This window comes from Leucobacter coleopterorum (assembly GCF_011382985.1).
GTDB lineage: Bacteria > Actinomycetota > Actinomycetes > Actinomycetales > Microbacteriaceae > Leucobacter > Leucobacter coleopterorum.
In genome coordinates, this window is the sequence record NZ_CP049933.1 from 966,005 (window position 1) to 991,507 (window position 25,503).

Below are 25,503 nucleotides of genomic sequence, written 5' to 3' on the forward strand. Positions count from 1 at the left end.
GAGAAGGACCCATACCCGATTGGTAGCCCGGTTCGAAATGGGGATTGGGAAGTTACCGTCAACTCCTGTCAGTCAAGTATCAATGACGCGGTTGTTGCCGCTGGTGGAGATCTGTCAATGCTGCCCGCGGTAGGCGCAGGAAGTACCACCGGAAAGTTCATGTGGTACCCACCCAACACGGAGATACCGCTGTATATTGCTGCGCAATAATGATGGTGGCCCTGTGCTAAACGCTAGGATTGCAATGTTCATAATGTATTGAACTCCCGGGGAGGGGTAGTGGATACGCTGCACATTGAGGGGGACAACGCGCCGACCGCGTTTCAAGCGGCGGCGGTTTCGACTGGCACCCTGCCCGATGCCGAACGGGTGCGGTCATTCTTAAATGAAGCTCACGTGCGCTACGCGGGAGATTTGAGCGGTGAAGTTGCCGATTACATTCCCGCTCTTGCTGGTGTAGACCCCGAACTCTTTGGGCTGAGTTTGGCCGGTGTCAACGGAGCTGTTACTTCGAGCGGCGATGCGCGGGTCGAATTCTCAATACAGTCAATTTCTAAGGCGTTTGTGTTCGCGCTGATCGACCAGTTGGTCGGGCACGACACGATTCGCCGTAGCGTTGGTGTGAACAACACTGGGCTGCCGTTCAACTCGATCATGGCGATTGAGCTGAATGATGGAAGCCCGATGAATGCCATGGTGAACGCTGGGGCGATCACCGCCACAAGCTTTGCGCCGGGCAACAACGTTGAATCTCGTTGGGAGTTTGTCCTCGACGGGCTCTCGAGATTTGCCGGACGCGACCTCGTTATCGACGACGAGGTCTATCGCTCAGAGTCAGCGAACAACGGACGCAATCGGGCGATCGCGGGGCTACTGAACAGTTACGGTGCGTTCTCCGCTGATCCAGAGGAGACAGTTGACGTGTATACACGGCAGTGCTCCGTGCGAGTTACCGCCGAGGATCTTGCGGTTATGGGGGCCACTCTTGCCGACGGCGGCGTCAACCCAGTCACGGGTGATCAAGTAGTCAATGCTTCAGTCTGTCGGGACACTCTGGCGGCACTAGCTGCAGCAGGACTCTACGAACGTTCAGGGGACTGGCTTTACGAAATTGGCATGCCCGGCAAGAGCGGTGTCTCTGGAGGGCTTGTGACGATCTCACCCGGTAAGGGAGCACTCGGTTCTTACGCCCCACGGCTTGACCCGGCAGGTAACTCGGTGCGTGGTCAGCGAGCCGCACACTTTCTCTCAGGTGCGCTGGGACTGAATCTTTTCTCATCACTTCCACACCCCGCTGATAGGAGCACATTGTGAGCAAGGAAAACGCAGCGCAGTCTCAAACGACGGCTGATCCGCTCACGCCTGGCGAGGGGACGCGGGCTTCATGGGTGCCGATGATCGGGCTGTTTCTCGCCCAAATTCTGATGTCTTACAACGTGTCTGCCCTGCCCGTGTCTCTCGGCGGGATGGTGAACACCTTTGGTGTTCCTCCAACCGACGTAAGCACCGCAATCGTCACTTACGGTCTCGTTGTGGCGGCGCTTGTGATGGTCGGCGCGAAGATCGGGCAGCGCGTTGGCTGGGTGATTGTGTTTCGGGTCGTCGTGGCCCTGTTTGCAGTCTCGGCGATCCTGATGATCGCAGCGCAATCGGTGGGATTTGTGATTCTCGCTCAGGCACTCGCTGGCGCTTCTGCTGCGATCATTGTTCCCTCGCTCGTTGCACTTATTGCTGAGAACTACCGCGGCGACCAGCAGGCCACCGCCATCGGATCACTCGGGTCCGCGAGAGCTGTCGCAGGGGTCAGCGCGTTTCTGATCGGTGGCACCCTAGCGACGCTCGTCGGATGGCGGCAAGTGTTTGTCGTTGTGCTAATCCTGGCCATCGCAGTGTTTGTGTTGAGCTTCAAGCTGCGCAGCGCACCAGGCAATCGCTTGGTCAAGATCGATCTGTTCGCCGCCGTGCTCATCGGCCTCGGTATTGTTTCTCTGACGCTCGGCGTCAATAACCTCAACAACTGGGGCTTGCTGGTTGCCCGACCAGATGCGCCGTTTGAGATTCTGGGGCTCTCACCAGCACCCGTGCTGATCTTGATTGGTCTGGTGCTTGTGCAACTCTTCTTCCTCTGGACGAGGCGTCGCACCAGGACAGGCAAAACCCCGCTTGTGAGCCTGTCGGTTTTCAAGTCGTCGCGCGAAAGGGCCGCCGTCTACGCAATGTTTATTGTCGTAGCGCTGGAAGCCTCTCTCAACTTCACGATCCCGCTCTACATTCAGATTGTGCAGGGTCGTACTCCCTTTGACACTTCTCTGGCGATGTTGCCGTTCAACCTCACAGTTTTCTTTACTGCAATGCTCGTAGTGCGGTTCTACCGCCGCTTCTCGCCGCGAACGATCGGCATGTTCTCGTTCTCCCTGACCACGATCGCGCTGGTCTGGTTGGCGTTTGTTGTCACCAATAACTGGGAGACGCTGCCCACTATTCTCGGACTGTTTGTTTTCGGTGTCGGGCAGGGAGCGCTTGTCACCCTGGTGTTTAACGTTCTCGTGACTGCCTCGCCAAAAGAGCTCGCAGGCGATGTAGGCTCAGTCCGTGGCACTACCCAGAACCTCGCCTCTGCTGTTGGCACCGCCGTTGCGGGTGCGCTGCTGGTTGGAATTCTGAGCGTGAGTGTTGTGTCGGCGGTGGCCGAGCATCCTGAGCTGTCACCAGAACTTGTGTCGCAGGTGGATCTTGACCGTACAAACTTTGTGAGCAACCCCCAGCTAAAAGACATGCTTTCGCAGACAAACGCGAGCTCCGCAGCGGTTGATGCGGCGGTTGTCATTAACGAAGAAGCAAGGCTCAGCGCGCTGAAGCTCGGGCTGCTCATCCTTGCTGCAATCAGTGCTGTCGCCATTGTTCCTGCGAGTCGGTTGCCGCAGTTCAAGCCAGGGGAAATTCCGGAGTCGGTGGCGACTGGTGGATCACCGGATCCTGATCCGATTGTCTGAAATGAATCACACACGCTATTTGGCGCCTGAGTATCCGGTGCGAAGTTGTGCTGCAGTTGAGTTACTACGTGGTGTCTAGCGTACAATCAATAGGGATCAGCCTATGAGCGTGGCGTGTCGAATCTAGCTACGTATTTCGGCCCGAGGAATGGGGATTTCGGGGCCAGCTGTTGATCTGCAACCCGAATGGGTGTGCTCTGGGAGCTCGCTCATCTTGCGTGTGCCTTTTGGGAGTCACCGCGATCGTATTCAAACTTGGGGAGCCAATATAAGATGCCACGTCATTCAACGCGGAAAACTTTGTTCGCTTGCGCCGCGATTCTAGCGGTAGGGGTGACGGGGGTGAGCCTTCCTGCCGTTGCTGAAGCGACGGTCGTGAACCCTCTCGAACCAGTGTTTTCTGACGTGGTGTTTGGGCAGGTGCACTCGATTGGCAATGCAAATCTGCGCTGTCCCGTGGCGTCTGACGGTGTGAACCTGCGGGCGAACACAAGTTATGACGCTTGCGCCGCAGCGCAGGCCGGAACGGTGCCGGCGGGCCCACTGACGAACAACAACGAATACTCGATGCGACAGAACGACACCGATGGTCGTGCTGACACTTTCAACAATTCGTCAGCGGCAATCGAGATTCCCGAAGGAGCGACAGTGCTCTACGCTGGCCTTGAATGGGGTGGTCACACGGGCGAGTTCCGATTGGCCAACGGAAACACCTCAGGGATTCGGGCCTGCAACGTTATTGGCCAGCAGTACTCCACCCAGTTTCCGACCGCACTGCCGCCCGCTCCTGCCGCGGCGACACCCGAGGCGCAGTCACCCGGTCTGCAGATTAACGGTGGAGAACCCACCTGGGTTACGCCTAACGTAACGAGGGACAGCCTTGCTGCCTGGCCCAACAGCAGCGACCGTTTGTACACTGGTTGGGCCGATGTAACCGAGGCTTTTCAAAACGCGTCCCTATCGGGCGACACCACCGTGACAGTCTCGAACATTTGGGCCCCGTCCGGCGTGAACTGCACCGCGGGCTGGGGGCTCACCGTGGTTTGGGGATTCGACGAGGCAGTACCAGGCGTCATCGAGCATCAGAACTCGATCGACATTTATCGCGGTCACGTGCGGCAGGGAGCTGCCGATGCCCCTACAAACGTGACCTTCACGGGATTTGAAGCAGTTTCGTCTCACAATCGAATTGGCATTGTGGCCTACGAGGGGGATCGTGGTTCTGTCGGTGACCGGTTCTCAATCAACGGAACGGACGTTGCTGAGCCCACGGGCTACGGGACTCTCAACGATTTCTTTGTCTCCGCTGCAAACGGCAGTAGCGATCCGGCGTGGCCTGTGAACTTTAGTGTCGACGTGAATGAGCTCGGCACAACTTTGATTCCTGTGGGCAGCACGGAAGCGACCCTGGGCTTCCGCACGAATGGAGACGGGTATTGGTTGCAGTCGATCTGGCTTGAAGCTCCGGTAGCGAGCGTCGAGATCACCAAGACCGCCAACATCACAATGGGTAGGCCGGGGGATCCTGTGGTCTGGACGATCACGGTGTCGAACCCAAGCCCCGCCGAGATTCACGACGTTGTAGTCAACGATCCGCTGGAACCATCGTGCAACAGAGAAATCCCATCTGCCTCATTGATCGCGGGCAGTTTCACCTACACCTGTGAGGGTGTGCTGCCCGACAAAACCATCACAAACACCGCGACTGTTTCGGCGCTCACCGAGCTTGGTACACCACTTGTTGACGAGGCGAGCGCGACCGTAGAGGTTATCCACCCAGCGCTCTCTGTCACCAAAACGCGTGACAGAACTCTATATCTTGACGGTGAATCAATCGACTTTACGCTGGTCGTTAAGAACGAGGGTGATGTGGAACTCACCGAGGTCGAACTGATTGATGAGGTGGTTCCTGCCTGCTCGGCCGCAATTGGCACGATGGCACCGGGGCAGACTCAGACTTTCACCTGTTCTGCAACGGCCCCAATTGAGGGAAACCGCAACACCGCGTCGGTGCACGGACTCGATCCTGTCGGACGTGATGTTGAAGACTCCGACTCGGTTGATGTGCAGATCGCAAAGCCGGATCTGACTATTGACAAGAGTGTCTCAAGCTCGCGAACCAAACCGGGCAAGACCGTCACGTTCACGGTCACCGTCACCAATACCGGCAACGTGCGCCTCGATGACGTACAGCTGAGTGACCCAAAGCTTGAAACCTGCTCTGCTGAAATCGGTGCACTGCTACCGGGCAAATCTCACACCTCGAGCTGCGAGTGGAAATCCGACACGGCCCAAACCTTCGTCAACAGCGCGCAAGTAACCGGACTCGCGATGCGGTGCACGGGGGAAGAAGCCTCTGGCTCTTGCAACGAGGAGCTTGGCATTGACCGTCTACAGGCCGAAGACGAGGCGACAGTTACCGTCCAGCTTGATGACGACCAGGTTGGTCCCGTCGATCCCGGTGCTGCAGCAGGATCAGGGCCAGCTCAACTGAGTGAAACGGGCGGAGACGGCTTTGCAAAGCTTGGTGCGGGTGCCCTGGTAACTCTGCTGCTGGGGCTGGGAATTTGGGCTGCCGCCCGCCGAGGTTCACGCATCGCAGAGTAAGCTTCGGTCCGTGGCCATCAGGCTAGAGGCCATCGGTATTGTTGGTCGTGACGTCGAGGTCGCCCGTGGTAACAAAAGCTATGGGCATATCACCGTTGGTAATACCGGATACGCGTCTCTGCGGGACGTCTTTGATGCTCGGTGGAAGGGGCGCTGTGGAAACGGCGTCGTGTGGCTGCAACGCTGAAGCTGTCCTCTTAAACCATACCTTTTGCTTGAGACATCGCTGAGCTCGACGAAGATGAACTGCTTGCTCTGCGCAAACGTGTGAGACGTGCTCCGAACAAACACGTGACGACCTACTCACCGAGACGCTTTGGGTTGCGTTGCAGGCCCGGGGCGACGTAGACGCCCCGGGCCTGATCGCGAGTATCAGCAGACGAGCGGGGTAAGAAGAGAGGCGCCTCGAGCGTTGCGCAAGGCGCAAAACGGTAAGCAAAACGGGACTCTTGATCCTTCACCAGGCTGTGATTGCAGCAGCATTTTTTAGCTGGAACGGAGGTCCATTTGCTGTGAGCGCTACTGGCCGCAGTCGATGCGCACAAAACAGTTGTGGTGTCGCGTTCTGAGACTCTATGATTCGAATTAGCCACAACAGATGGGATCTGTAGGGTTTCGGGCGGGGCGCGCGCCCGCCGAATGGGAGGCAAACGTTAGGAATTGCTCATGGCAATCAAGGAAGCTAATTGGGTCTCACCTGTTCGTGAAAACATGCCTGCGTTGCGGTCCGACCTTGAACGCCTCATGCGTGTTCCATCGATGGCGATTCCCGGGTTTCCAGAAGAGCCCGTTCTCGAAACAGCCGACGAGGTCGAGCGTCTGCTTCGAGGGGTTGGTATCGAGAAGGTAAGCCAGCTTAACTTTCCGCCGTTCGCCGCTGTCGGCTGTGACCTCACGGTTGCAACCTGGAATGCCGACGCACGCTGGATGAGTATCTGGAGGCCAACCAGCGACCTGCCCAGGGGAGATCTTGCCATTGCCGCGGTTGGTTACAACAAGTACATCAAGTTCATCTTGCCTCTGACGGCCGCTCTGCTTGTCGCCGCTCTGGGTGTGCTGCTACTCGCAACAGCACTCGGCTAGTAAGGAGTACCATCGTGTCCCCGATCGTTATCACATTCCTCATTCTTGGCGGTGCGGTTGCCGCGTTCATCTGGAACAAGATACCGGTCGGGGTTGTCGCGATCGGCGTCTCGCTTGCACTGTATCTGACTGGAGTCCTGTCGTTTGAGCAGTCACTCGCGGGCTTTGGGGATCCGGTCGTGATTTACATCGCAGCGCTCTTTGTCGTGAGCGAAGCACTCGATATGACCGGCGTAACCGTCTGGGCCGGACAACAGGTGATTCAGCGGGCGGGTAAACGCGTGACCGTTGTGTTGGTCTGGCTGATGCTCCTCGTTGCGCTTGTCACGGCCCTCATCAGTGTTAATGGGGCAGTTGCCGCGCTGATCCCGGTTGGTGTTGTTCTCGCGATTCGTGTGGGCAGCTCGCCCTCGCGCATGTTGATGCCGCTTGCGTTTGCGGCACACGCGGGTTCTCTATTGACGCTGACCGGAACGCCTGTCAACCTGCTGGTCTCAGAGATCTCGGAGAACGCAGGGTATCGTCCCTTTGGGTTCCTTGAGTTCGGGCTGGTGGGCCTCCCTCTCTTAGTAGGAACTGTGATCATTGTTCTCTTGCTCGGCCCGCGAGTGCTGCCTGAACGATTGCCCGAGTTCGCCCCTCGTAACCTCAGCAGGCACGCGGAAACCCTCGCACGGCACTACTCACTTGAACCGGATTCGGTGCGGCTTGACCGAGCCGATGGTCTCACCGAGATTGTGATCCCGCCTCGTTCGACGTTTGTAGGAGACACCGTGTTTCCTGGCATGCGCACGGAGACCGGAGAACTTGTGATTGTTGCGGTGCAGCGCAGCGGTGAAGATATCGGACGCACTCGCTTAAAGGAGGGGATCTGCTTCTTCTGAGAGGAACTTGGGATGCACTAGATCGACGCGCGAGTGACCCAGACCTTGTCGTCGTGGACGCCCCGCCGGTTGTGCGGCGACAAACAGTCGCTCTCGGCCCCCGCTCGACCATTGCGATTGTGGTGCTTGCCGTGATGCTCGTGCTGCTCGCAACGGGAATCGTGCAACCCGCCATTGCGGCCCTTGGTGCGGCTGCTGCCATGGTGTTGTTCCGCACTCTTTCCGTACAGCAGGCCCATCGTTCAATCTCGATCACGACGTTGCTGGTGGTTGCAGGAATGATCCCACTTTCGACAGCAATTCAGGTCTCCGGAGCGGCTGACCTTATCTCAAACGCGTTACTCTCAGCTCTTGGAGGAGGGAACCCGCAGCTGCTGCTACTGGGGCTCGTAGTAGTTGTGGCGGTGCTCGGCCAGTTCATCAGCAACATGGCAACGGTGCTTATTGTGGCACCCATCGCGACGACGATCGCCGAGGTTGCACATATCTCGCCGCTTCCACTGCTCATGGGCATTGCCGTTGCGGGGGCGGCAGCTTTTTTGACTCCGGTGGCAACACCCGCCAACACCATGATCCTTGGGCCTGGAGCCTACCGGTTCGGGGACTACTGGAAATTGGGTTTGCCGCTGATCATATTGTTTGTTGCGGTGGCAACACTGTTAGTGCCGATTATTTGGCCGTTTTAAGCGAAGCGCAGGCACTCGCTCATCAAGATGCTGCGAGAATGCGCTGCTTCTGCTGCTCGAACTCTGCCGGAGTGAGCACACCAGCGTCGCGAAGCTGTGCGAGTTGCTGAAGCTGGGCGATAATCGGATCTGCCGTGGGTGGGGCTGAGGGAAGAGCCGCTTCCGCTGGTGCCGCCACTGGCACAGTTACGGGTGGCTGTTGAACAGGAGCGGCAGCCGCATCCTCAGCTGCCCAGCGCTTTTGCTGGCGGCGGTGAGTGTTGCCAATAACGCGAGTCGCAACTGAAGCTCGCGCAGCGGTACGAAGCAGGCTCATTGCTCTTCTCCTTCCGTTTTGGTGAGTAGTTCTTCCAGGTCATCGATAGCAATGCCTCCAGCGAAGAGTTCCTGGCCTCCAGCGGCTGCGACCTGGTCAGCCAACGAGGCGAGGCAGCGATCTTCAAACACAATGACCACTGCAACTTGGTCGCCAGCGAGTGGTTCGGATGCGACAGCAAGATCATCCTCATCAAGGATGTTGGAGGCAGCACCTTCAAATACGGCCGCGTCGAACCCTCCAAGATCCAGCTCGTTCAGTGTGAGGCGACGGGGGTTGTAGAGATTGTCGCGAGAGACAAACTCAAGGTCAAGTAGTTCTATGCTGCCGGTCGCGATTCGTTCGTGCAGCGTCCGCAAAGTGTCTCCAAGACCGCGGCCCTGGGGCACCGCAAACACGGCGTAATCGACCGGACCCGCAAACTTCTCAGTAGCCATATTGTTATCTTACCCAGGCACGGGTCTCAGCTGTAGGCGGTTTTGGCGCTAGATTGTTCGAGCCTTACAATCTGAACATGAGCAATGTCGCCACATTCCGGCAGGCGGCCGCCTATTCACGGCGTTTGTGGTCGCGGGTTATGTGGTCATTCTTTGAGAATGCGTACAGGTTTCGCGGTAGAGCCAGTCGTTCCGAATACTGGGTCTGGATGGCGACAAACGCGCTGGTGCTTCTTTTGCTCTGGATCGTGATTCCCCTGTTGAGTGGCGCATCTGTCGATAGACCACTCAGAATTGGCCCCTTTGGATCCGTAATTTTCGCGGACCTCAATCTTGTTGAGGTGGTGACTCAACCTGGAGTCCACACTCTGGCCGGTGACATCTGCATCTGGGTTTCCGCGGCGTGGGTCATTATGACGCTAGTCCCAGGCATCACTGTACTGGTTCGTCGTCTTCACGACTCAAACCTCTCTGGTTATTTGGGCTGGCTCGCGATCCTGCCGCTTGGGCAGGCTGTGGTGCTGATCCTCGCGATGCGGCGATCCCGCCCAGGTTATTATCGAACCTGATGAAGGTGATCAGGCGGCACCCAGCATAGGTTGTTAGAGTTTCGCATCATATGTGTGGGCGGGACGACTCGCTCGTGTCACTATATAGCGGGGACGACCCAGCAGATTTAGGTCCTTGGTCATGCCAATTCAAACCTCACTCCGTTCCATCTTTACACCATCAGCTCTTGTTCGACTGGTGCTCGGTTGGGGATCCTTTGGGCTCCTTCTGTTGCTGCAGCCGATGCTGGCTGGCGCACATGATCTGCCTGCACCGATCCTCTTTGGTGCGCTCACCGCAATCGTCGCGGTCATTATTGTGTGTGCGTTTGGTGTGGTGATTGAGGCAGAACACCTTGCGCACCGGCTTGGTGACCCCTACGGCACCCTCGTGCTGACACTCTCGATCGTGATGATTGAGGTGATCCTCATAGCGGCGGTCATGCTCGGGCCGGGTGAGCACCACACAATCGCGCGTGACTCGGTGATGGCCGTTTCGATGATCATTCTGAACCTCGTGATTGGCGTTGCGCTTGTGGTCGGCGGGCTGAAACGTGGCGGTCTTCGCCACAATCGCACGGGAACTTCGACCTATCTCGCGCTGCTCATTGTGTTGCTGGCTCTTGCGCTGGCCATCCCCGCTGTGATTGGCGTTGACGGCGCCTACACGATGGGCCAAGCGATCCCGATCGCCGCGCTCACCGTTGTGTTCTACGTGTTCTTTCTGGTGCGCCAGGTGGGGGAGCAGAAAGCCGATTTTCAAGAGGTTGTTGTGCAGCAAACTGGCCGCGATAGCGCAGAAGCCAGCTCAGGATCGCGTGCGCCGATCGCCGAGGTCCTTCGTCAGTATCGGGGCGAGCTCGTTGCCCGTACCTTGCTGCTCATCGCAACGGTCATCCCGATCGTGCTGCTCTCCCATGACATGGCTTCGCTGCTCGACACGGGGCTCGAGCGCCTTGGCGCTCCAGTAGCGCTTTCGGGGTTGCTCATCGCCATGATCGTATTTCTTCCGGAAACTATCACGACGATCCGCGCTGCGGCAATGGGAGAGGCGCAGCGGGTCAGTAACCTCTGCCATGGTGCATTGGTGTCGACGGTTGGGCTCACGATTCCCGCGGTGCTGGTCATCGGTCTTGTGACCGGGAAGACCGTTCTGCTTGCCGAGTCCCCGGTGAATCTTGTATTGCTCGGTGTCACCCTGTTGCTTTCTGTGGCGACCTTCTCGAACAAACGCACGACCGTGCTGCACGGTGCGGCCCACCTGATGGTGTTTCTCCTCTACTGCCTCACCGTGTTTGTATAGCCGAGTGGGTGAGTGTTTTCCTGCTGGGCAAGAACTCAGGCCACTTGGTTTGGTATCGGGGATAATGGAGTGTTGAACGAGTGGAAGGAGCGCGACGTGGCCCAGACGACGCCTTCTTCGGAGCGCATGGCGCAAGAGATGCAGCTTCTACGCGCGGTGCGCAGTTTCAGCGATGCACAGGACCGCATGCACGGTGGTATGAAACACGGCATGAAGATGAATGCCACTGACCTTGCCGCGCTGCGCCTCATCATTATTCGAGAGGAGCAGCAGCGCTCGGTCAGTCCGCACGAGATCGCGAGTCATTTGCGCATCTCAACCGCGTCGACAACCAAACTGCTGGACCGCCTCACTAACTCGGGTCATGTTCGACGTGCCCCCACGTCACCGACCGCAGGGCGCGGGTCATTGAGCTCACTGACACCGCCCGCGCCGATTTCTTTAAGTACTTTGGCCCACAGCTCGCTGCGATGCGCTCCGCCTTTGAAGCGTTCACTGACGAGGAACTTGACGCCGCAGCCCGAGTTATCGGCGCGGTGAGTGTGGCCATTGATCCGGGATCGAACTAGGCCACTCGACCCGGCAGCGAGCTGATTAGCACTGCTCGACCGAGTATGTTTTCGGCAGCACGATGCCCCGAGAGCAGTGCCGCCGTCACGGTTGCTGGGTCATCAGTCCAGGTGGCCTCACCAGCGAGATGTAGGACATCACCAACAGGGCTCGCGAGCACGTCGTGATCCTCCGGTGTCGATCCCACGGTCATGTAGGCGTACGATCCGCGTGCGTAGGGGTCTTTCTGCCAGTCAGTCAGATCGACTCGCGTTGGCTGCTCAACCTTGTCTCCGTAGAGCCGCGTGAGCGCCGCCATCACCGAATCGACAACCTTCGACTCTTCCCAGTCCCGCACCGCAATGGCGCAGGGGCCAGCGGCAAATGTGAGCAGTGTTGGCTCTCCGTGCAGTGCAGTGAGGTCGTACCAGGAGTGCCACCACTTACCGGCCTCACCCTGTTGGCGAATCACATAGACACCGTCATCCCAAAACTTCTTCGGAAACCGCAGGAAGAGCTTCTCGAAATTATTCATCTCAAGCCGATCAAGTGCACCCGCGAGAGGTTCCGGCAGGGCAGGATCGATTACAAAATCCGACGATTTCAGCACACCCACCGGAACCGTCACAACAGCCCTGGCCGCGGTGAAATCGCCTCGGTCAGTCTTGACGGTCACGCCGTCGGATGCCCACTCAACTCGTGATACAACGTGCCCCAGACGCACTTCAAGTCCGTCGCTCAGCTGCCGCGCCAGCTCGTCGTACCCGTCAGGAAAAACAACCTCGTCACCCTCGATCGAGTCATCGTCAAGACCGTGCGCGTCGAGGGCATCGATCCACACCCCGTATTGTTCCTCGGAGCGGTGCCGCAGGTATTCCCTGACTCGCTCGGTGCGCGCCGCGTCCCAACCCTGCTGCGCGAGAGCCGTCTCGACAACGTCGCCGTAAGAACTGCCCGACGCGGATCCCGCAATCACTTCAGCGAGTGCAGCATCAACGCGGTGGATGTCGGCCACATAGGCCTCGGCAGCCGCCGCGCTCAGTCGCGTGCCGTCTGGGCCATAGTGAGCCATTGGGCGGCTGTCCGGTTGATAGCCGCCGACAGTAAACTCAACCGTCTTCATGCCGAGCTGACTGACCAGGTCTGCAAGCGGACTGTTGTCGATCCCGTGAATCCAGGAGGCGCCGCGGTCGGTGATTGTGTCACCTGAGCGATCGGTCCAGAGCCGGCCGCCAATGCGATCCCGAGCTTCTAACACAACGACGTGCTGTCCGGCCTGTGTGAGTAGCCGCGCTGTGGTGAGTCCCGAGACTCCCGCACCAATAACGACGGTATCGAAGTGATTCACGCTGTTCTCCACATCACTCATCGGGCACCAGCACCGGGGTGTCACGGTTCAGGCTCTCGCCACGGAAGTATGCCTTTGAATTGGGGCGAATCCACCACAGCCCCATAAACACAAAGCCGATGAGGATCGCGCCGACCCCGATCACAAATGCCCCGCCAACCCCGAAGATAACCGTGTAGCTGTAATCGACGGAGATCATGTCGATTGCCGACTGCACAAAGGCGTAACCAAGCAGCAGGCCACCGAGCGCGGGGAAGATACCGCGCATCCACAGGTTGCGAGCGCTGCTGCGCAAGGTGTCGCGGAAGTACCAGACACACGCGAACGAGGTGATCGAGTAGTAAAGCGCAACCGCAAGGCCCATCGAGGTGAGTGAGTCGGCGAGCATGTCTTCAGAGAGGATCGACATGCCAACGTAGTAGACGATTGCAGCGGCCCCCATGACGGTTGTTGAGAACCAGGGTGTTTTGAACTTGGGGTGCAGCTCCGCGAACTTCGCTGGGAGCGCCCGATAAACGGCCATTGAGAGTGTGCCGCGTGCGGTGGGCAGGATCGTCGTCTGTGTTGACGACGCAGCCGAGAGCATAACGCCGAGCAGAAGGAACCAACCCCAGGGGCCGAATAGCGCTCCGCCAAGCACGGTAAAGACGTCGTCGAGGTTCTTTGCGTTGGTGAGGCCAAACCCGGTGTCGCCGAAGCCCGCAAACATCATGACGGCAATTGAGATGCCGACGTAGAGCACGATAAGAACCGCGATGCTTGAGAGTGCCGCGCGCCCCGGAGTCTTTCGCGGGTTCTTGGTCTCTTCGTTGAGCGCGAGGCAGGTGTCCCAACCCCAGTAGATGAAGAGAGCGAGCAGCACGGCCTCAATGAAGCCGGACCAAGAAGTGAGTTGGGCCGGATTGAACCAGTTCCAATCGAAATCGACCGACCCCGGGTTGCTGCCGTTGAGGGCGTTGACGAGGGCAAGCCCACCGAACAGTGCCATCGCGACGATCTGGATCGTCATGAGTACCATCTGCAGGCGCTCGCCAATCTGCACGCCGACCGTGCTGACGAAGGTCATAATGGCCATGAAGATCACCGAGGTAACGATAACGATGGTGCGGTTGTCGGCGAACTCCTGGTTGCCGAGCAGCAGCCAGAAGTATTTACCCGTGATCTCACCGACGTTGGCGAGAACCATGACAGAGGCGACCGCCACTGACCAGCCACCGATCCAGCCGGTTATGGGGCCGAAGGCCTTAGCGCCCCACACAAACGTGGTGCCGCAGTCGGGCATCTCTCGGTTGAGTTCTTGATACGCAAATGCGGCAAACACCATCGGAATACACGCGACAATGAACACGAGTGGCGCCTGGGCGCCAACCGCGAGAATCACGTACCCGAGGGTCGCAGCCAGCGAATAGAGAGGTGCGGTTGAAGCGAGACCGATGACTGTCGATCCGACCACACCGAGGGTGCCTTCGCTGAGACCCTTGCCGACGTGGATGTGCCCCGTCTCAGTGGCATTATCCAGTGTCTTCTTTGACATACGTGTCTACTTTCCATCGTCTAGTTCGGGAAGCTGTGCTCATCTTACTCAGATGTTGGCGTGGGGTTAAACCGCTTGTGGGATTCCGAAATTTGCGATGGATGACGCGAGGCTACGCCCCTAGTGCAGCAGCAATTGCGTCCGCCGGGGTGTGGTGATGAAATTCAAAGCCAGAGGCAATAAGTGCGTCAGGAACCGTGTTCGCGTCTGGTAGCAGGAGTGAGTCGGCAGCATCTGCACCGAGGCCAAGTCGCAGCGCCCAGGCGGGCGCAGGCACGACAAACGGGCGCTGCAACGACTGGGCGAGGCTGCGACCAATCTCAGATGCGGTCGCGGACGTGGGCCCGGTGAGGTTCACTGGTCCCGAAACCTCGTGATCGATCAGGTGCCGGATCGCGCGGACTTCGTCATCGAGGGAAATCCATGGCCAGACCTGCTTGCCCGAGCCGAGTGGTCCGCTGATCCCGAACCGCGTGAGCGCAAGAAGCGGTTTGAGTACTCCCCGACGATCGAGCAAGGGTGCGGTGCGCAAGTGCACAACCCGAGTGCCAGGGCCCGCTTCGAGAGCGGCCCGCTCCCACTGCACACAGAGATCTGCGAGAAAAGTGTCACCCGGGCGGCTGCCCTCGGTGAGCCGCTTGCCCGGTTGGCTGCCGTAGAAACCGGTCGCCGATGCCGAGAGAAATGCTGGGGCGTCGCTGCCGAGTTGTCGTAAAGCCCGAGCGAGCTCACGAGTGGGCTCCAGGCGGGATCGCCGCAGCGTTTCGCGATAGGAATGAGTCCAAGGTAATTTACCAATGCTTGCGCCGCTCAGCCCCACAACAGCCACTGTTCCCTCGAGGGCGGTGGGGTTCAAAGGCCCGTCTCCGGTGAGCCACTCGACCTCATCGGGGATGAGTGCAGGGCGTCTGACGAGCCGCGTCACACGAACGCCATCCGCTCGCAGTGCTTGCGTGAGCGCACCACCAATCAAGCCGGATCCACCGGCGATCACGACATGCGTATCGGTCATGACGTGCGACCGAGCTTTGAAGGCCACCAGATCGACGGTCCGATATCGGTGGTGAGAGCTGGCACGAGCAACGATCGCACGATAAACGTGTCGATCAGCACACCAAAGGCGACGATAAAGGCGATCTGCACGAGAAACAGGATTGGGATGATCGACAGTGCCGCGAATGTCGCCGCCAGAACCATTCCGGCTGAGGTGATCACCCCACCCGTAATCGTAAGGCCGCGTAGAATGCCCTCGCGGGTGCCGTACAGCTTTGATTCCTCGCGCACGCGTGTCATCAAGAAGATGTTGTAATCGATGCCGAGCGCAACCAAAAATACGAAGCTGTAGAGCGGCACGGCAGGATCCGCGCCGGGGAAGTTGAAGACTCCGTTGAACATGACTGCGGCAACTCCCAGGGCGGTGCCAAACGACAGCACTGTTGTGAGAATCAGTAACACCGGCGCAAGAATCGAGCGCAGCAGCATCATCAAGATGAGCAAGATCACTACAAGTATCAGCGGAATGATCAGGTTGCGATCGTGAATAGACGCCTGGTTCGTGTCAACAGCGGTGGCTGTGACACCACCGACGAGCACATCGCTACCCTTGAATGAGTTGCGCAATTCGGTGATCGTGGTCGCAGCAGCCTCGGAATCAGCCGCGTCGCTGAGTGTGGCCTGCAGCAGCACGTCTCCATTGCGAACTGTTGGCTCGGGGGCCGGGGTTCCGGGTGGGCCGAAGGCCTGGATTCCATCATTGGTCACTGGGGCGCTGCCGCTTGGTGAATCCGCACTCGTCACGGAGACGCTGTCGATGCCGCTGGAATCTAGCAGGGTGTCGGCGGTCTGCTGCAGTTCGTCTTTGGGGGTGATGACGTAGGCAGGGCTGCCGGATCCACCAGGGAAGTGTTCGCCGAGTGCCGCCTGGCCGTCGCGCGCCTCGGACTTGCCGATGATCAAATCAGACTGCGGCACGCCCTGTGCGTTGAGTTGCGTGACTCCCAGTGCACCGATCGCGAGTACCACGGTGGTGATGATCCAAATCTTGCGCGGGTGGCTGCGAATCACACCGGCTAGCCAGTGCCACACGCCCTTTGAAGGCATGCCATTTTCGGCCTTCACGGCCTCTGGTTCAAAGTGCGGGCGCCGCGGCCAGTACGCTGCTCGTCCGAACGCAAAGAGTAGCGCTGGCAGCAGCGTGAGGGCCGAGAGCATGGCAAACACGATGCCGATAGCGGCCACCGGGCCGAGCGTACTGTTGGACTTGAGGTCGCTCAGCAGTAAACAGAGCAGGCCTGCGATCACGGTGCCGCCCGAGGCGAGGATTGGTTCAAACGAGCCCTTAATCGCTTTGCCAATGGCAACGGCGCGATCCTGCGTGAGGCGTAATTCTTCGCGGAACCGCGCGACGACCAGCAGGGAGTAGTCGGTCGCGGCACCAATTACAAGGATAAAGAGGATGCCTTGTGTTTGCCCGCTGAGCAATAAGATCCCGGCTTTTGCGAGGTTCCACACAACTAGCAACGCAACACAGAGCGCAAACAGGCTCGTGCTCAGCACCACGATCGGCAAGAGAAGTGAGCGGTAGACAACAATGAGGATCACAAACACCGCGAGCAGCGCGGTGAGCAGAAGGATCCCATCGATACCAGCGAAGCCAGCGACAAGATCTGCCGTGAACCCTGCTGGCCCCGTGACGTAAACGGTGACACCGCCGGGTGCTGTCTTGCGAAGTTCGTTGCCGAGTGACGTGACAACGTCGGCGATCTCAGCCTTGCTGTCGATCGGCACAAAGACCTGGGCAGCTTTGCCGTCGTCGGAGGTGATAACCGGCGAGATATCACCCTTAATGCCATCGAAGGTGCTCGCGTCTTTGACAGCCTCAGTGATGGTGTCGGTTTGTTCGGTGGTGAGTTTTGTATCGGAGGTAAACACAACAACGGCCGGGATGGTGTCGTCTCCGAGGAACTTGCCGAGTGAAGCCTGCACCTCGGTGGCCTCGGCCGATTCGGGCAGATAGGAGGTCTGATCGTTGGAGGAGACCTCGTCTATCTTGCCGAAGAGCGGCCCGCCCATGCCTGCGAGCGCCAGCCAGATCAGAATCAGAACAGCGGGAATGAGCGCACGCAGCAACCTGCGGCGAGGTTTGGCTGCGTGGGCGTGTTGTTTGCTCTGATTCATGCTCATCCCCAAATCACTAGCTTAGCTAGCTAAATCTATCAGTTTTGCACCGGAAAGTGCACCCCCAGCGCTGCGAAGACCGGAGAGGCTGATGGGTCGTCGGGCTAACCTCGAGTCATGGAAGCGCAACCCGATTCAGACCGGCACCGCACCTACTGCGGAACTTCGCGGTCTCATCGCTAGGCTCGAAGGTATGTCAAATCCCCCTGTTTCAAACGTGCCAGATGCTTGGATCCCGCACAACCGCGAAGACGGTGAACATGTCGGTTGGATTGTGCCCGACGGAGAGGGGTTCGTGACGGTCGACCTATTGGGGAGGCAACGCATTGCTGAGCCTGTCGACTGGATGGTCGCAGAGGAAGCGATGGACGGGCTTGGGATCGGCTACCTCGCCGACATCTATGCCTTCCGGGCAGCTCCCGATGATTGGGTGCGTGTGCGCATCGTTGAGGTGTCGACCGACGGCATTACTGTAAAGGAAGATGATTTTGGGGATGTGGCGGCCGATCTGCCTCAGTATCGCCTTCCGTTCCCAGCAAGCGATGACCTTCGCCTGATTCAAGATGCCCCAGGTCAGGTGCGCAACCAGTTCGGATAACCCGACTGCGCACCTCGGCCTGAGCGGATCCTTGCGGATCGCGGAGACGAGGTCACGGCGGTGATTCGAGGCCTCGATCACGCTGCTGAAGTGAGCCCCGCTGGGGCTGAACCGCTTGTTGCAGACATCGAGCAGTTTGACGTTGACGGTCTTGCGCGTCTCATTGCCGGTCATGATGTCGTTGTCTGGTTGGCTGGGGCAGGAGGTGGCAACCCTGCTCGCACGGTGAGGATTGATCGTGACGCAGCGATCCGCTCGATGGCAGGGGCGGGCGAGCATTTGCGGGCCTCGAAGCTCGATTGGACAGTGCTGGGGCCGAGAACTCTCGCGTTGGAGTCTGGATCTGGCTGCATTGACACCACAGCTGAAACTTCTGCGCAGACCTCGCGCGCAAATGTCGCAGCCGTTATTGCCGAGACGCTCGCTGATTCGGGCACAATTCATCGCACCATTCGCTTCAATGACGGCGAAACTGAGATCGCCGAGGCGCTGCACCCGGCACGCTAAGAGGGTGTTGTCATATCAAGTGGACCTTGTGATCACAAGGCCGTCACGCTGTGAGTCGGAATCGCCTAACGTGGCCTATGCCCCGAAAGAAACCACCACATTGGAGGGATCACACAGTGAGTGTTGAAGACAAGATCAAGAATGCCGCGCAGGGCCTTGTTGGCAAAGCGAAAGAAGCTGCGGGCAAGCTGACCGATGACGAGCGGCAAGAGGCTGAGGGTCGTGCTGACCAGGCTGGTGCAGACCTCAAGCAGGCCGGCGAGAAGGTAAAAGACGCCTTCAAGAAGTAAGGATCATTGCTCCCCGGGCCTATGTTGGTCCGGGGAGTTTTTGTATCGCCTTTTGTAAAAATGGCGAAAAGCGAAGAAGGATTTGGGTTTCGCAACGAAATTAGTTGTTGTATGCTGCTTATGCAAGCGTTCTCGTGTTTCTGGAGCATGGCCAACGGGCCCTCCGCGAGGCTGACGCAACTGGAGAGATACCCGTGACCTATCAAGGCCACAACCTCGGCGAACCCGCAGCCACTCTGAACGGAGTGCTCACTCTCACCGGATCCGTGCCAATACCGACAGCGTTGCCGCGAGCGCAGAAACAGCGCTTCTTCCAAGCGAGACCTGTGCTGCGCCGCGTGGTGTTTGTTGCAGGCTACGAAACGCTGAGCGTGTTGTTCACCGTTCTTGTGCTGAGCACACTGCTCGGACACGGCGGTGGCTCATCAACGCTCACCGCAGTAGTGCTGTCAACCGTCGCAACCGGTTGGAACTACCTCTGGAACACCACATTCGAGGCGATAGAAAAGCGTCGCGGTGTCAGCGGGCGGGGCGCGGGATCCCGTGCGCTGCACGCCATTGGTTATGAGGGTGGGGTGCTGTTCTTTACGATCCCGCTCGTTGCAATCATGCTCGGCGTCAACCTGCTTGAGGCATTTGCCATTGAAGGTGGCCTGCTGGTGTTCTTCCTCATCTTTACCGTGGTTTACACCTGGGTCTTCGACCGAGTCTTTGGCCTCCCGGTTTCGGCGGCCTGATCGCAGGAGCCGATCAGGCCGCCGAAGCGGAATGGCCTTACGCGGTTAACGAATTCGCGTACTCCTTGTTCTCTGCAAGCCACTTCGTGATGATCGCGTTGTACTTAGCAGGATCGTCGTTCTCATTAAACATGACGTTCTCAAGCGAGTTCAATTTCTCGGAATCCATCTTGAAGTTCTTTATCCAGCCGGCAACCTCCGGGAAATCCTTCTCGAAGGTGCTGCTGCCGTAGGCGTTCAACGTTTCCGCCTCGCCGAGAGTGCCCTTGGGGTCTTTGAGATCCTTCAACGGGAATGCATCGTAGGCCCAGTGCGGCTGCCACAGCGTGACAGCGATGTTCTCGTCCGCGTTGGTCGCTGCTTTGAGCTCTGCCAGCATCGCCGGGGTGGAGGAAGTCGTGTAATCCATCTTCTCCAGCCCATAGCTCGGAATGACCTCTTCTGTGGTGACCTTTGTGAGCCCCGCTCCGGGCTCAATGCCAACAAGCTGATTGTTGAACTTGCCCGCGTGTTTCGCGAGGTCCTCGAGCGAATCGATCGGGGCATCCTCGTTCACCGCGATGGTGAGTTTTGCCTCGTCATTCCACTCGCTCAACTTCACGATGTCGTCACCGTACTTCTTGAGGTATTCCGTGTGGGTATTCGGAAGCCAAACGTCGAGCACGAGATCGAAATCGCCGTCGGCCAACCCGAGGAATACCGCACCAGGATCAGCCTCGGTGAGTTCCACGCTGTAGCCCTCCTCTTCGAGCGTGTGCTTCCAGAGGTGACTCACAGCAATGGCTTCGTCCCAGTTAAAGAGGCCGATCTTGATCGTTCCTTTTGCTTCAGCCTGGCTGTTGTTGGTTGCGAAGCCAGAGAAGGCGAGCAGCGCCACTGCAACGACGGCGGCCGTTGTCACGACGATCTCTCTGCGTTTGTTGCTGGCTGGGGTGGCTGGCGATTTCGCGCCGCGCGATCCGCGAGTCTTTTGAGACCCGAACGCACCCGTGACCCTGTCGAGAATCATGGCAAGAATGACAACGGAGAGTCCCGCCTCGACGCCGAGCCCAACGTCGATGCTGTTCAAGCTCTTCACGACGTCGCCGCCAAGCCCACCTGCACCGACCATGCCGGCGATGACAACCATCGACAGCGAGAGCATGATGACCTGGTTGATACCGGCCATAATTGAGGGCATCGCAAGAGGCAACTGGATCTGGCGCAGGATGCGGCGCGGGGTCGCCCCGAACGCGTAGCCCGCCTCAACGACCTCGCGGTCGACGCCGCGGATCCCGAGCTCAGTGAGGCGCACACCCGGCGCAAGCGCAAACACCACGGTCGCGACGATGCCTGGAACCACGCCGAGGCGGAAAAGCATCAGCGCGGGAATTAGATACACAAACGCGGGCATGGTCTGCAGGAAATCGAGGATCGGCCTGATGATCTTTGAGGCCGTATCGCTGCGGGCCGCAAGGATTCCAATCGGAATCGCAAGCAGCAGCGCGAAGATGGCTGCGAGCAGCACAAGCGCCAGGCTGTCCATAGCGTTGTCCCACTGATTGACGCCCACAATCACGAGCAGTCCGATCGCGGATCCGAGCGCGAGCTTCCATCCCTTTGCGTACCAGGCGATGGCAGCGATCAAAATAATGATGATCCAGAACGGTGGCGAACTGAGAGCAACATCGAGCGTGTCATACATTGTGCGAATGATCGCTCGCAGAACGTCGAAGAAACCCTTGAAACTTGAGGTGAGCCAATCGACAAACACGTCGACCCACTGCCCAAGCGGAATGCGGAAATCGTTCATGGTTATGCCTCCTGACCTGTGGTGGACTCAGCGAGTGCAGCCGTGATGGATTCGCCGGAGACGGTCGGGGTGGGCTCGATAATCGGAATCTCAGTTGTCATGGTTGGAACGTTGGCGAGCGATGCGAGCAGCGTAACGCGCGGCACTACGCCGATTAGGCGGTCCTTTTCGTCAATGACGGCGACCGGCAAAGAACTCTCAGCGGAGAGCTCAAAGAGGTCAGCAATGAGTTGATCGGGCGTCACAACAGAGGGCGTTGGGCGCAGGCGGTCCTTGATTTCAGTGCCACCCTCGCGCACCTGGCGCAGCATGTCTTTGTCGCGTACAACACCGAGCAACTTGCGCCCGTTCGTCGTGACGAAGCACGCGGAGGTTTGCAAATCACGCATGGTGCGCAGTGCTGCGCGCGGCCCCGCTGAGGCGGGAATCACGGCGCGCGGCGGCTCCATAACGTCACCCGCGGTGAGCACACGGGCGCGATCCACGTCTTGTACAAACTGCGCAACATAGTCGTTGGCGGGGTCGGTCAAGATGTCGTTGGGGGTGCCCTGCTGCACAATGCGGCCGTCGCGCATCACAGCGATCCGATCGCCGAGAAACATGGCCTCGTTGAGGTCATGCGTAATGAAGACGATGGTCTTGCCAAGCTCACGCTGTAACTCAACGAGCTGCTCTTGCATTTCGCGGCGAATGAGGGGATCGAGTGCCGAGAACGCCTCGTCCATGAGCAAAATATCGGTTCCCGCCGCGAATGCGCGGGCAAGGCCAACGCGCTGCTGCATGCCGCCAGAAAGTTCACCGGGCAGGCTTTCTTCCCAGCCTGCGAGGCCAACTCGCTCGATCCAGTTACGAGCCGTTGCTTGGCGTTCGCTCAGCCCGACTCCCTGAATTTCGAGCCCGTAGGCGACGTTGTCGACGACAGTCCGGTGGGGAGCAGCGCAAAGTGCTGGAACACCATCGACATGCGGTCGCGGCGCAACTCGCGTAGCTCGGGAGGGGCAGGCCCACGACCTCGGTGCCGAACACCTTCACAGATCCCTCGGTGGTGGGGTTGAGTCCGTTGAGCATTCGGATGAGCGTTGATTTGCCGGAGCCGCTCAGGCCCATCACAACAAAAATCTCACCTCTTTGAACCTCGAAGCTTGCGTCAATCACCGCGGCGGTGCCAAAGGTGGCGGTGAGGTCCTCTCGTTTGGCGCCGTTGCGGAGGCGTTTGACCGCTTCTTTTTGGCGGCGTCCAAAAATCTTGAATACGTTCGAGACCGATATTGCGGTCTTGGTGGCTGTGTCTTTGGGAACTGAACTAGTTGTCTCGATGGTACGGGTCACTTAGGCCTCCTCAGGGGTGCGCCAGGTACACGTGTTGTGCAGTTCTGGTTTCCACGTGTGGGATTGCCACACACCCGGAGAATCTCCTCATGCCGGGCGGGCTATCAATACTTAGGGGTGATCATCGGGAACACCCGTTACCACGTCGAACCAAACCACCGCTTCCGAAAACGAGGTTTTTGGCAGCGGTAGCGAACTCGTGTTCAAATGTTGAACAACAGCAATGACGCTAACAAGGTCTGTGGTGGCCTGCAAGGTGAGAGTGGGCAAATCTGGTAAATTAACTTGAAAATATTCCTTCTGATCTGCGATTCTGAATGTGACCTCATCGTTATGTGGTGTGGCTGACAGGTGTTGCTTCTGAGGGATTTCCGCTCGGTGGAACTGTCAGAGGTGGTCGTTACAGTCGATACATGGGAAAAATGATCTTTGACAGCGCCGCCACTCTCAACGGCTGGATCGCCGACGAACACAACTCGCTTGACTGGCTGTTTGCGGTCGATGGAGGAGATGCTCCTGAAGAGGGGCTTTACCCCGCCGACGCTCGCGTGCTTGTGGAGGGATCCACCACCTATGAGTGGGTGCTTCAGCACGAGGACCTGCTCGCGCATCCAGAAAAGTGGCAGCAGTTTTACGGCAGCAAGCCGACCTACGTCTTCACCACACGAGAGTTGCCTGTTCCCGAGAGCGCAGACGTGCGATTCGTGTCGGGCGACGTCGCTGCTGTGCTGCCCGAGATTCGTGCGGCAGCCCATGGCGGCGATATTTGGGTAGTCGGGGTGGTGAGCTGGCTGCGAAGTTCTTTGATGCGGGCGCGCTTGATCGCATAGCCGTGTCGATCGCCCCGGCGGCCCTCACCGGAGGCGCGCCGTTGCTGCCCCGTCGTGTCGGTCCAGATCGGCTGCGTCTTGTCTCCGCTGGTGCCGTGGGGCAGTTCGCGAGGCTTGTCTACGACGTGGTGCCTCAGTCATCGGGAAGCTAGCGGGCCGCCGCGACCGTGCGACCAGCGGCCCTCCCTGAGAACAGGCATCCGCCGAGGAATGTGCCCTCGAGCGCGTTGTAGCCGTGAACGCCGCCTCCACCGAACCCTGCCGCCTCGCCCGCCGCATACAAGCCGGTCACAGGTGAACCGTCAGCTCCGAGAGCTCGTGATGAGAGATCTGTCTGGATCCCGCCAAGAGACTTGCGGGTGAGTGTGTGCAGCTGAACCCCGATGAGTGGGCCAGCCGAGGGTCGAGTAGGCGGTGCGGTGCGGTTGTGCGTGTGAGTCGATCTCCGAGATAACTGCGGGAATTGCGAATGCTCATCATTTGAGCGTCCTTCGAAAAGCGGTTGCCCACCTCGGCGTCACGTTCGGCAATAACCCGCGCAACCGCTGATGTATCTAGCAGAGGTTCGGAGGTCAGCGCATTCATCTTGGAGACGAGTTCGGGCACCGAATTGGCCACCACAAAATCGGCTCCGCGATCCACAAATGCCTGCACCGGCCCGGGTGCACCTTTGCCGAGCCTTGTCTTGAGTAGTAGTTTTCGGTCTCGATTTGTGATGTCGGGGTTTTGTTCCGACCCTGAGAGCGCGAATTCCTTGGCCGCCATGCGGCTCGTTACGACGAACCAGGAGCGGTCGTGACGTGCGATTTCGGGATCCGTGCGAAGCATTCGCAGCGTCGCGAGGGTGTCGTGCCCGGGTAACCCGGGGGTGACAGGCGTCGCCCCAGTGCGTCGAGCCAAAGCGGCGAGGGGCCAGGCAAAATACGGATTGCGTGCCCTGGCCACACCGGATCCCAGTTGCGGATACCCTCGGTGTAGTGCCACATGCGGTCCTGATTCACGAGACGAGCGCCCGCTTCGCCAGCGATTCCGATCATTCGACCGTCGACGTACGCTGGAACGCCCGTCACCATCTGCTGAGGGGGAGTGCCCAGTCGCTCCGGCCAGTAGCGACGCACAAGATCGTGGTTGCCGCCAATACCACCGCTGGCGACGATAACCGCGGGTGCGCGTAGTTCGAAGTCTCCGATGATCGTGCGAGAGGAAGCGGCCCCGCGAACAGAATTGTCTGATTCGAGCAGTGAGCCTCGCACCCCGACAACGGCACCGTTCTCGACGACTAACTCGTCGCAGCGGTGCCGGTGCAAGAGACTCAGCCGCCCTGACGCGGTGGCTTCCAATGCCGCATCAACGAAGGGGGTAACAACTCCGGTTCCGGTTCCCCACGGCACGTGGAATCGCGGCACCGAGTTGCCGTGGCCACTTGCCCTCAGATCGCCGCGCTCCGCCCAACCGACAACGGGGGTAAGTTCGATGCCCGCCTCGCGTATCCACGATCGTTTTTCACTGGCCGCAAACTCAACGTAGGCGCGGCCCCAGCGGGCAGCCCACTCGTCTTCAGGGTGTTCGCCTGAGAAGCGATCCCACTGTGCGCTTCCCTGCCAGTCTTGCCAAGCGAGTTCAAAGCTGTCGCGCACTCCGAATCGTTTTTGCTCGGGTGAATCGACGAGAAAGAGCCCGCCGAACGACCACCAGGCTTGACCACCGAGATTCTGTGGTCCCTCCTGATCAATGATGATCGTGCGAAGCCCTGCACGATGCGTCTCGCGTGCGGCAACAAGTCCGGCGAGCCCGGCCCCAACAATAATGACATCAGCGTCCATGTCCCCATTGTGCCCGGTACAGGCCGATCGCGGTACTCTCTCGCCTTTGCCCCTTGAAGCCGGCAGAAAACTGCTATCAGGTGATACTCAGCTTTCCGATCAGGGTCCCATAGCCCGCAACTTTACCTTTCA

At 58.9% G+C, this 25,503-nt stretch carries 23 protein-coding genes and 2 pseudogenes; 16 read left to right on the plus strand and 9 right to left on the minus strand.

Translation table 11 applies throughout. From position 1 onward, the window contains the following. Positions 1 to 288 precede the first annotated feature (288 nt). The 7 genes from glsA (at position 289) to G7066_RS15760 (ending at position 8,253) form a co-directional block, all read left to right on the plus strand. Positions 289 to 1,314: a glutaminase A gene (gene glsA, locus G7066_RS04460; protein WP_425280763.1), complete on the plus strand. Its 1,026-nt coding sequence runs from the start codon at positions 289 to 291 to the stop codon at positions 1,312 to 1,314. Next, positions 1,311 to 2,993 carry an MFS transporter gene (locus G7066_RS04465; RefSeq protein WP_244303285.1) on the plus strand — a complete coding sequence of 561 codons (1,683 nt, stop codon included), beginning with the start codon at positions 1,311 to 1,313 and terminating at the stop codon, positions 2,991 to 2,993. Before glsA ends, G7066_RS04465 begins: the two co-directional genes overlap by 4 nt. A 342-nt stretch (positions 2,994 to 3,335) precedes the next feature. Then, positions 3,336 to 5,600 carry a DUF7507 domain-containing protein gene (locus G7066_RS04470; RefSeq protein WP_166329385.1) on the plus strand — a complete coding sequence of 755 codons (2,265 nt, stop codon included), beginning with the start codon at positions 3,336 to 3,338 and terminating at the stop codon, positions 5,598 to 5,600. A gap of 10 nt (positions 5,601 to 5,610) precedes the next feature. After that, positions 5,611 to 5,787: a hypothetical protein gene (locus tag G7066_RS04475; protein WP_166329387.1), complete on the plus strand. Its 177-nt coding sequence runs from the start codon at positions 5,611 to 5,613 to the stop codon at positions 5,785 to 5,787. Between the two features lie 479 nt (positions 5,788 to 6,266). Continuing rightward, on the plus strand, positions 6,267 to 6,683 hold the full coding sequence (locus G7066_RS04480) for a hypothetical protein (RefSeq protein ID WP_166329389.1): 417 nt from the start codon (positions 6,267 to 6,269) through the stop codon (positions 6,681 to 6,683). A 14-nt stretch (positions 6,684 to 6,697) separates the two neighbouring features. After that, complete coding sequence (locus tag G7066_RS15755; protein WP_244303286.1) at positions 6,698 to 7,567, plus strand: SLC13 family permease; 870 nt, start codon at positions 6,698 to 6,700, stop codon at positions 7,565 to 7,567. 53 nt (positions 7,568 to 7,620) lie between these two features. Next, positions 7,621 to 8,253 carry an SLC13 family permease gene (locus G7066_RS15760; protein WP_244303287.1) on the plus strand — a complete coding sequence of 211 codons (633 nt, stop codon included), beginning with the start codon at positions 7,621 to 7,623 and terminating at the stop codon, positions 8,251 to 8,253. Between the two features lie 22 nt (positions 8,254 to 8,275). Here G7066_RS15760 and G7066_RS04490 read toward each other — a convergent pair whose 3' ends face one another. Both G7066_RS04490 and G7066_RS04495 read right to left on the minus strand, forming a co-directional pair. Further along, a complete protein-coding gene (locus G7066_RS04490) occupies positions 8,276 to 8,569 on the minus strand; it encodes an SHOCT domain-containing protein (protein WP_166329391.1) in 294 nt (97 codons plus the stop codon). Then, entirely contained in the window at positions 8,566 to 9,006 is a 441-nt protein-coding gene (locus tag G7066_RS04495) for a DUF6325 family protein (RefSeq protein WP_166329393.1), read from the minus strand. The genes G7066_RS04490 and G7066_RS04495 overlap by 4 nt, the downstream gene beginning before the upstream one ends. Positions 9,007 to 9,083: 77 nt before the next feature. Between G7066_RS04495 and G7066_RS04500 the strand changes: the two genes are divergently transcribed. From G7066_RS04500 to G7066_RS04510, 3 genes are all read left to right on the plus strand, one after another. After that, positions 9,084 to 9,575, plus strand: coding sequence for a DUF805 domain-containing protein (locus tag G7066_RS04500; RefSeq protein ID WP_166329395.1), 492 nt, complete (start codon positions 9,084 to 9,086; stop codon positions 9,573 to 9,575). A 121-nt stretch (positions 9,576 to 9,696) separates the two neighbouring features. Then, positions 9,697 to 10,857, plus strand: a complete 1,161-nt coding sequence (locus G7066_RS04505) for a calcium:cation antiporter (RefSeq protein WP_166329397.1) — start codon at positions 9,697 to 9,699, stop codon at positions 10,855 to 10,857. A 96-nt stretch (positions 10,858 to 10,953) separates the two neighbouring features. After that, positions 10,954 to 11,397 carry a MarR family transcriptional regulator gene (locus G7066_RS04510; RefSeq protein ID WP_244303288.1) on the plus strand — a complete coding sequence of 148 codons (444 nt, stop codon included), beginning with the start codon at positions 10,954 to 10,956 and terminating at the stop codon, positions 11,395 to 11,397. Between the two features lie 25 nt (positions 11,398 to 11,422). Here G7066_RS04510 and G7066_RS04515 read toward each other — a convergent pair whose 3' ends face one another. From G7066_RS04515 to G7066_RS04530, 4 genes are all read right to left on the minus strand, one after another. Further along, positions 11,423 to 12,754, minus strand: coding sequence for a flavin monoamine oxidase family protein (locus G7066_RS04515; protein ID WP_166329399.1), 1,332 nt, complete (start codon positions 12,752 to 12,754; stop codon positions 11,423 to 11,425). Positions 12,755 to 12,767: 13 nt separating this feature from the next. Then, a complete protein-coding gene (locus tag G7066_RS04520) occupies positions 12,768 to 14,288 on the minus strand; it encodes an APC family permease (RefSeq protein WP_166329401.1) in 1,521 nt (506 codons plus the stop codon). A gap of 112 nt (positions 14,289 to 14,400) precedes the next feature. Continuing rightward, positions 14,401 to 15,300 carry a TIGR01777 family oxidoreductase gene (locus tag G7066_RS04525; protein ID WP_166329403.1) on the minus strand — a complete coding sequence of 300 codons (900 nt, stop codon included), beginning with the start codon at positions 15,298 to 15,300 and terminating at the stop codon, positions 14,401 to 14,403. Further along, positions 15,297 to 17,465 carry an MMPL family transporter gene (locus G7066_RS04530; protein WP_425280752.1) on the minus strand — a complete coding sequence of 723 codons (2,169 nt, stop codon included), beginning with the start codon at positions 17,463 to 17,465 and terminating at the stop codon, positions 15,297 to 15,299. The genes G7066_RS04525 and G7066_RS04530 overlap by 4 nt, the downstream gene beginning before the upstream one ends. A gap of 193 nt (positions 17,466 to 17,658) precedes the next feature. Here G7066_RS04530 and G7066_RS04535 point away from each other — a divergent pair, with 193 nt between their 5' ends. From G7066_RS04535 to G7066_RS04550, 4 genes are all read left to right on the plus strand, one after another. Then, the gene (locus tag G7066_RS04535; RefSeq protein ID WP_166329407.1) at positions 17,659 to 18,063 is read left to right on the plus strand and encodes a hypothetical protein; all 405 of its coding nucleotides are present in this window, start codon (positions 17,659 to 17,661) and stop codon (positions 18,061 to 18,063) included. Between the two features lie 27 nt (positions 18,064 to 18,090). After that, positions 18,091 to 18,570 carry an NAD(P)H-binding protein gene (locus G7066_RS04540; protein WP_166331909.1) on the plus strand — a complete coding sequence of 160 codons (480 nt, stop codon included), beginning with the start codon at positions 18,091 to 18,093 and terminating at the stop codon, positions 18,568 to 18,570. A 116-nt stretch (positions 18,571 to 18,686) separates the two neighbouring features. Then, positions 18,687 to 18,860 carry a CsbD family protein gene (locus G7066_RS04545; protein ID WP_166329409.1) on the plus strand — a complete coding sequence of 58 codons (174 nt, stop codon included), beginning with the start codon at positions 18,687 to 18,689 and terminating at the stop codon, positions 18,858 to 18,860. A 194-nt stretch (positions 18,861 to 19,054) separates the two neighbouring features. Continuing rightward, a complete protein-coding gene (locus tag G7066_RS04550; protein WP_244303289.1) occupies positions 19,055 to 19,597 on the plus strand; it encodes a PACE efflux transporter in 543 nt (180 codons plus the stop codon). Positions 19,598 to 19,634: 37 nt separating this feature from the next. On the opposite strand, the gene G7066_RS17760 is transcribed toward G7066_RS04550, so the two are convergent. Next, on the minus strand, positions 19,635 to 21,389 hold the full coding sequence (locus G7066_RS17760; protein WP_166329411.1) for an ABC transporter permease/substrate binding protein: 1,755 nt from the start codon (positions 21,387 to 21,389) through the stop codon (positions 19,635 to 19,637). Positions 21,390 to 21,391: 2 nt separating this feature from the next. Beyond that, positions 21,392 to 22,658 (minus strand): annotated as a pseudogene (locus G7066_RS04560) (quaternary amine ABC transporter ATP-binding protein). A gap of 473 nt (positions 22,659 to 23,131) precedes the next feature. Here G7066_RS04560 and G7066_RS04565 point away from each other — a divergent pair. Beyond that, positions 23,132 to 23,548, plus strand: a complete 417-nt coding sequence (locus tag G7066_RS04565; RefSeq protein ID WP_341873857.1) for a dihydrofolate reductase family protein — start codon at positions 23,132 to 23,134, stop codon at positions 23,546 to 23,548. A 2-nt stretch (positions 23,549 to 23,550) separates the two neighbouring features. Continuing rightward, complete coding sequence (locus G7066_RS17345) at positions 23,551 to 23,700, plus strand: dihydrofolate reductase family protein (protein ID WP_341873858.1); 150 nt, start codon at positions 23,551 to 23,553, stop codon at positions 23,698 to 23,700. On the opposite strand, the pseudogene G7066_RS04570 reads toward G7066_RS17345, so the two are convergent. Then, positions 23,697 to 25,371, minus strand: a pseudogene (locus tag G7066_RS04570) (FAD-binding dehydrogenase). The gene G7066_RS17345 and the pseudogene G7066_RS04570 overlap by 4 nt on opposite strands. Positions 25,372 to 25,503 lie beyond the last annotated feature (132 nt).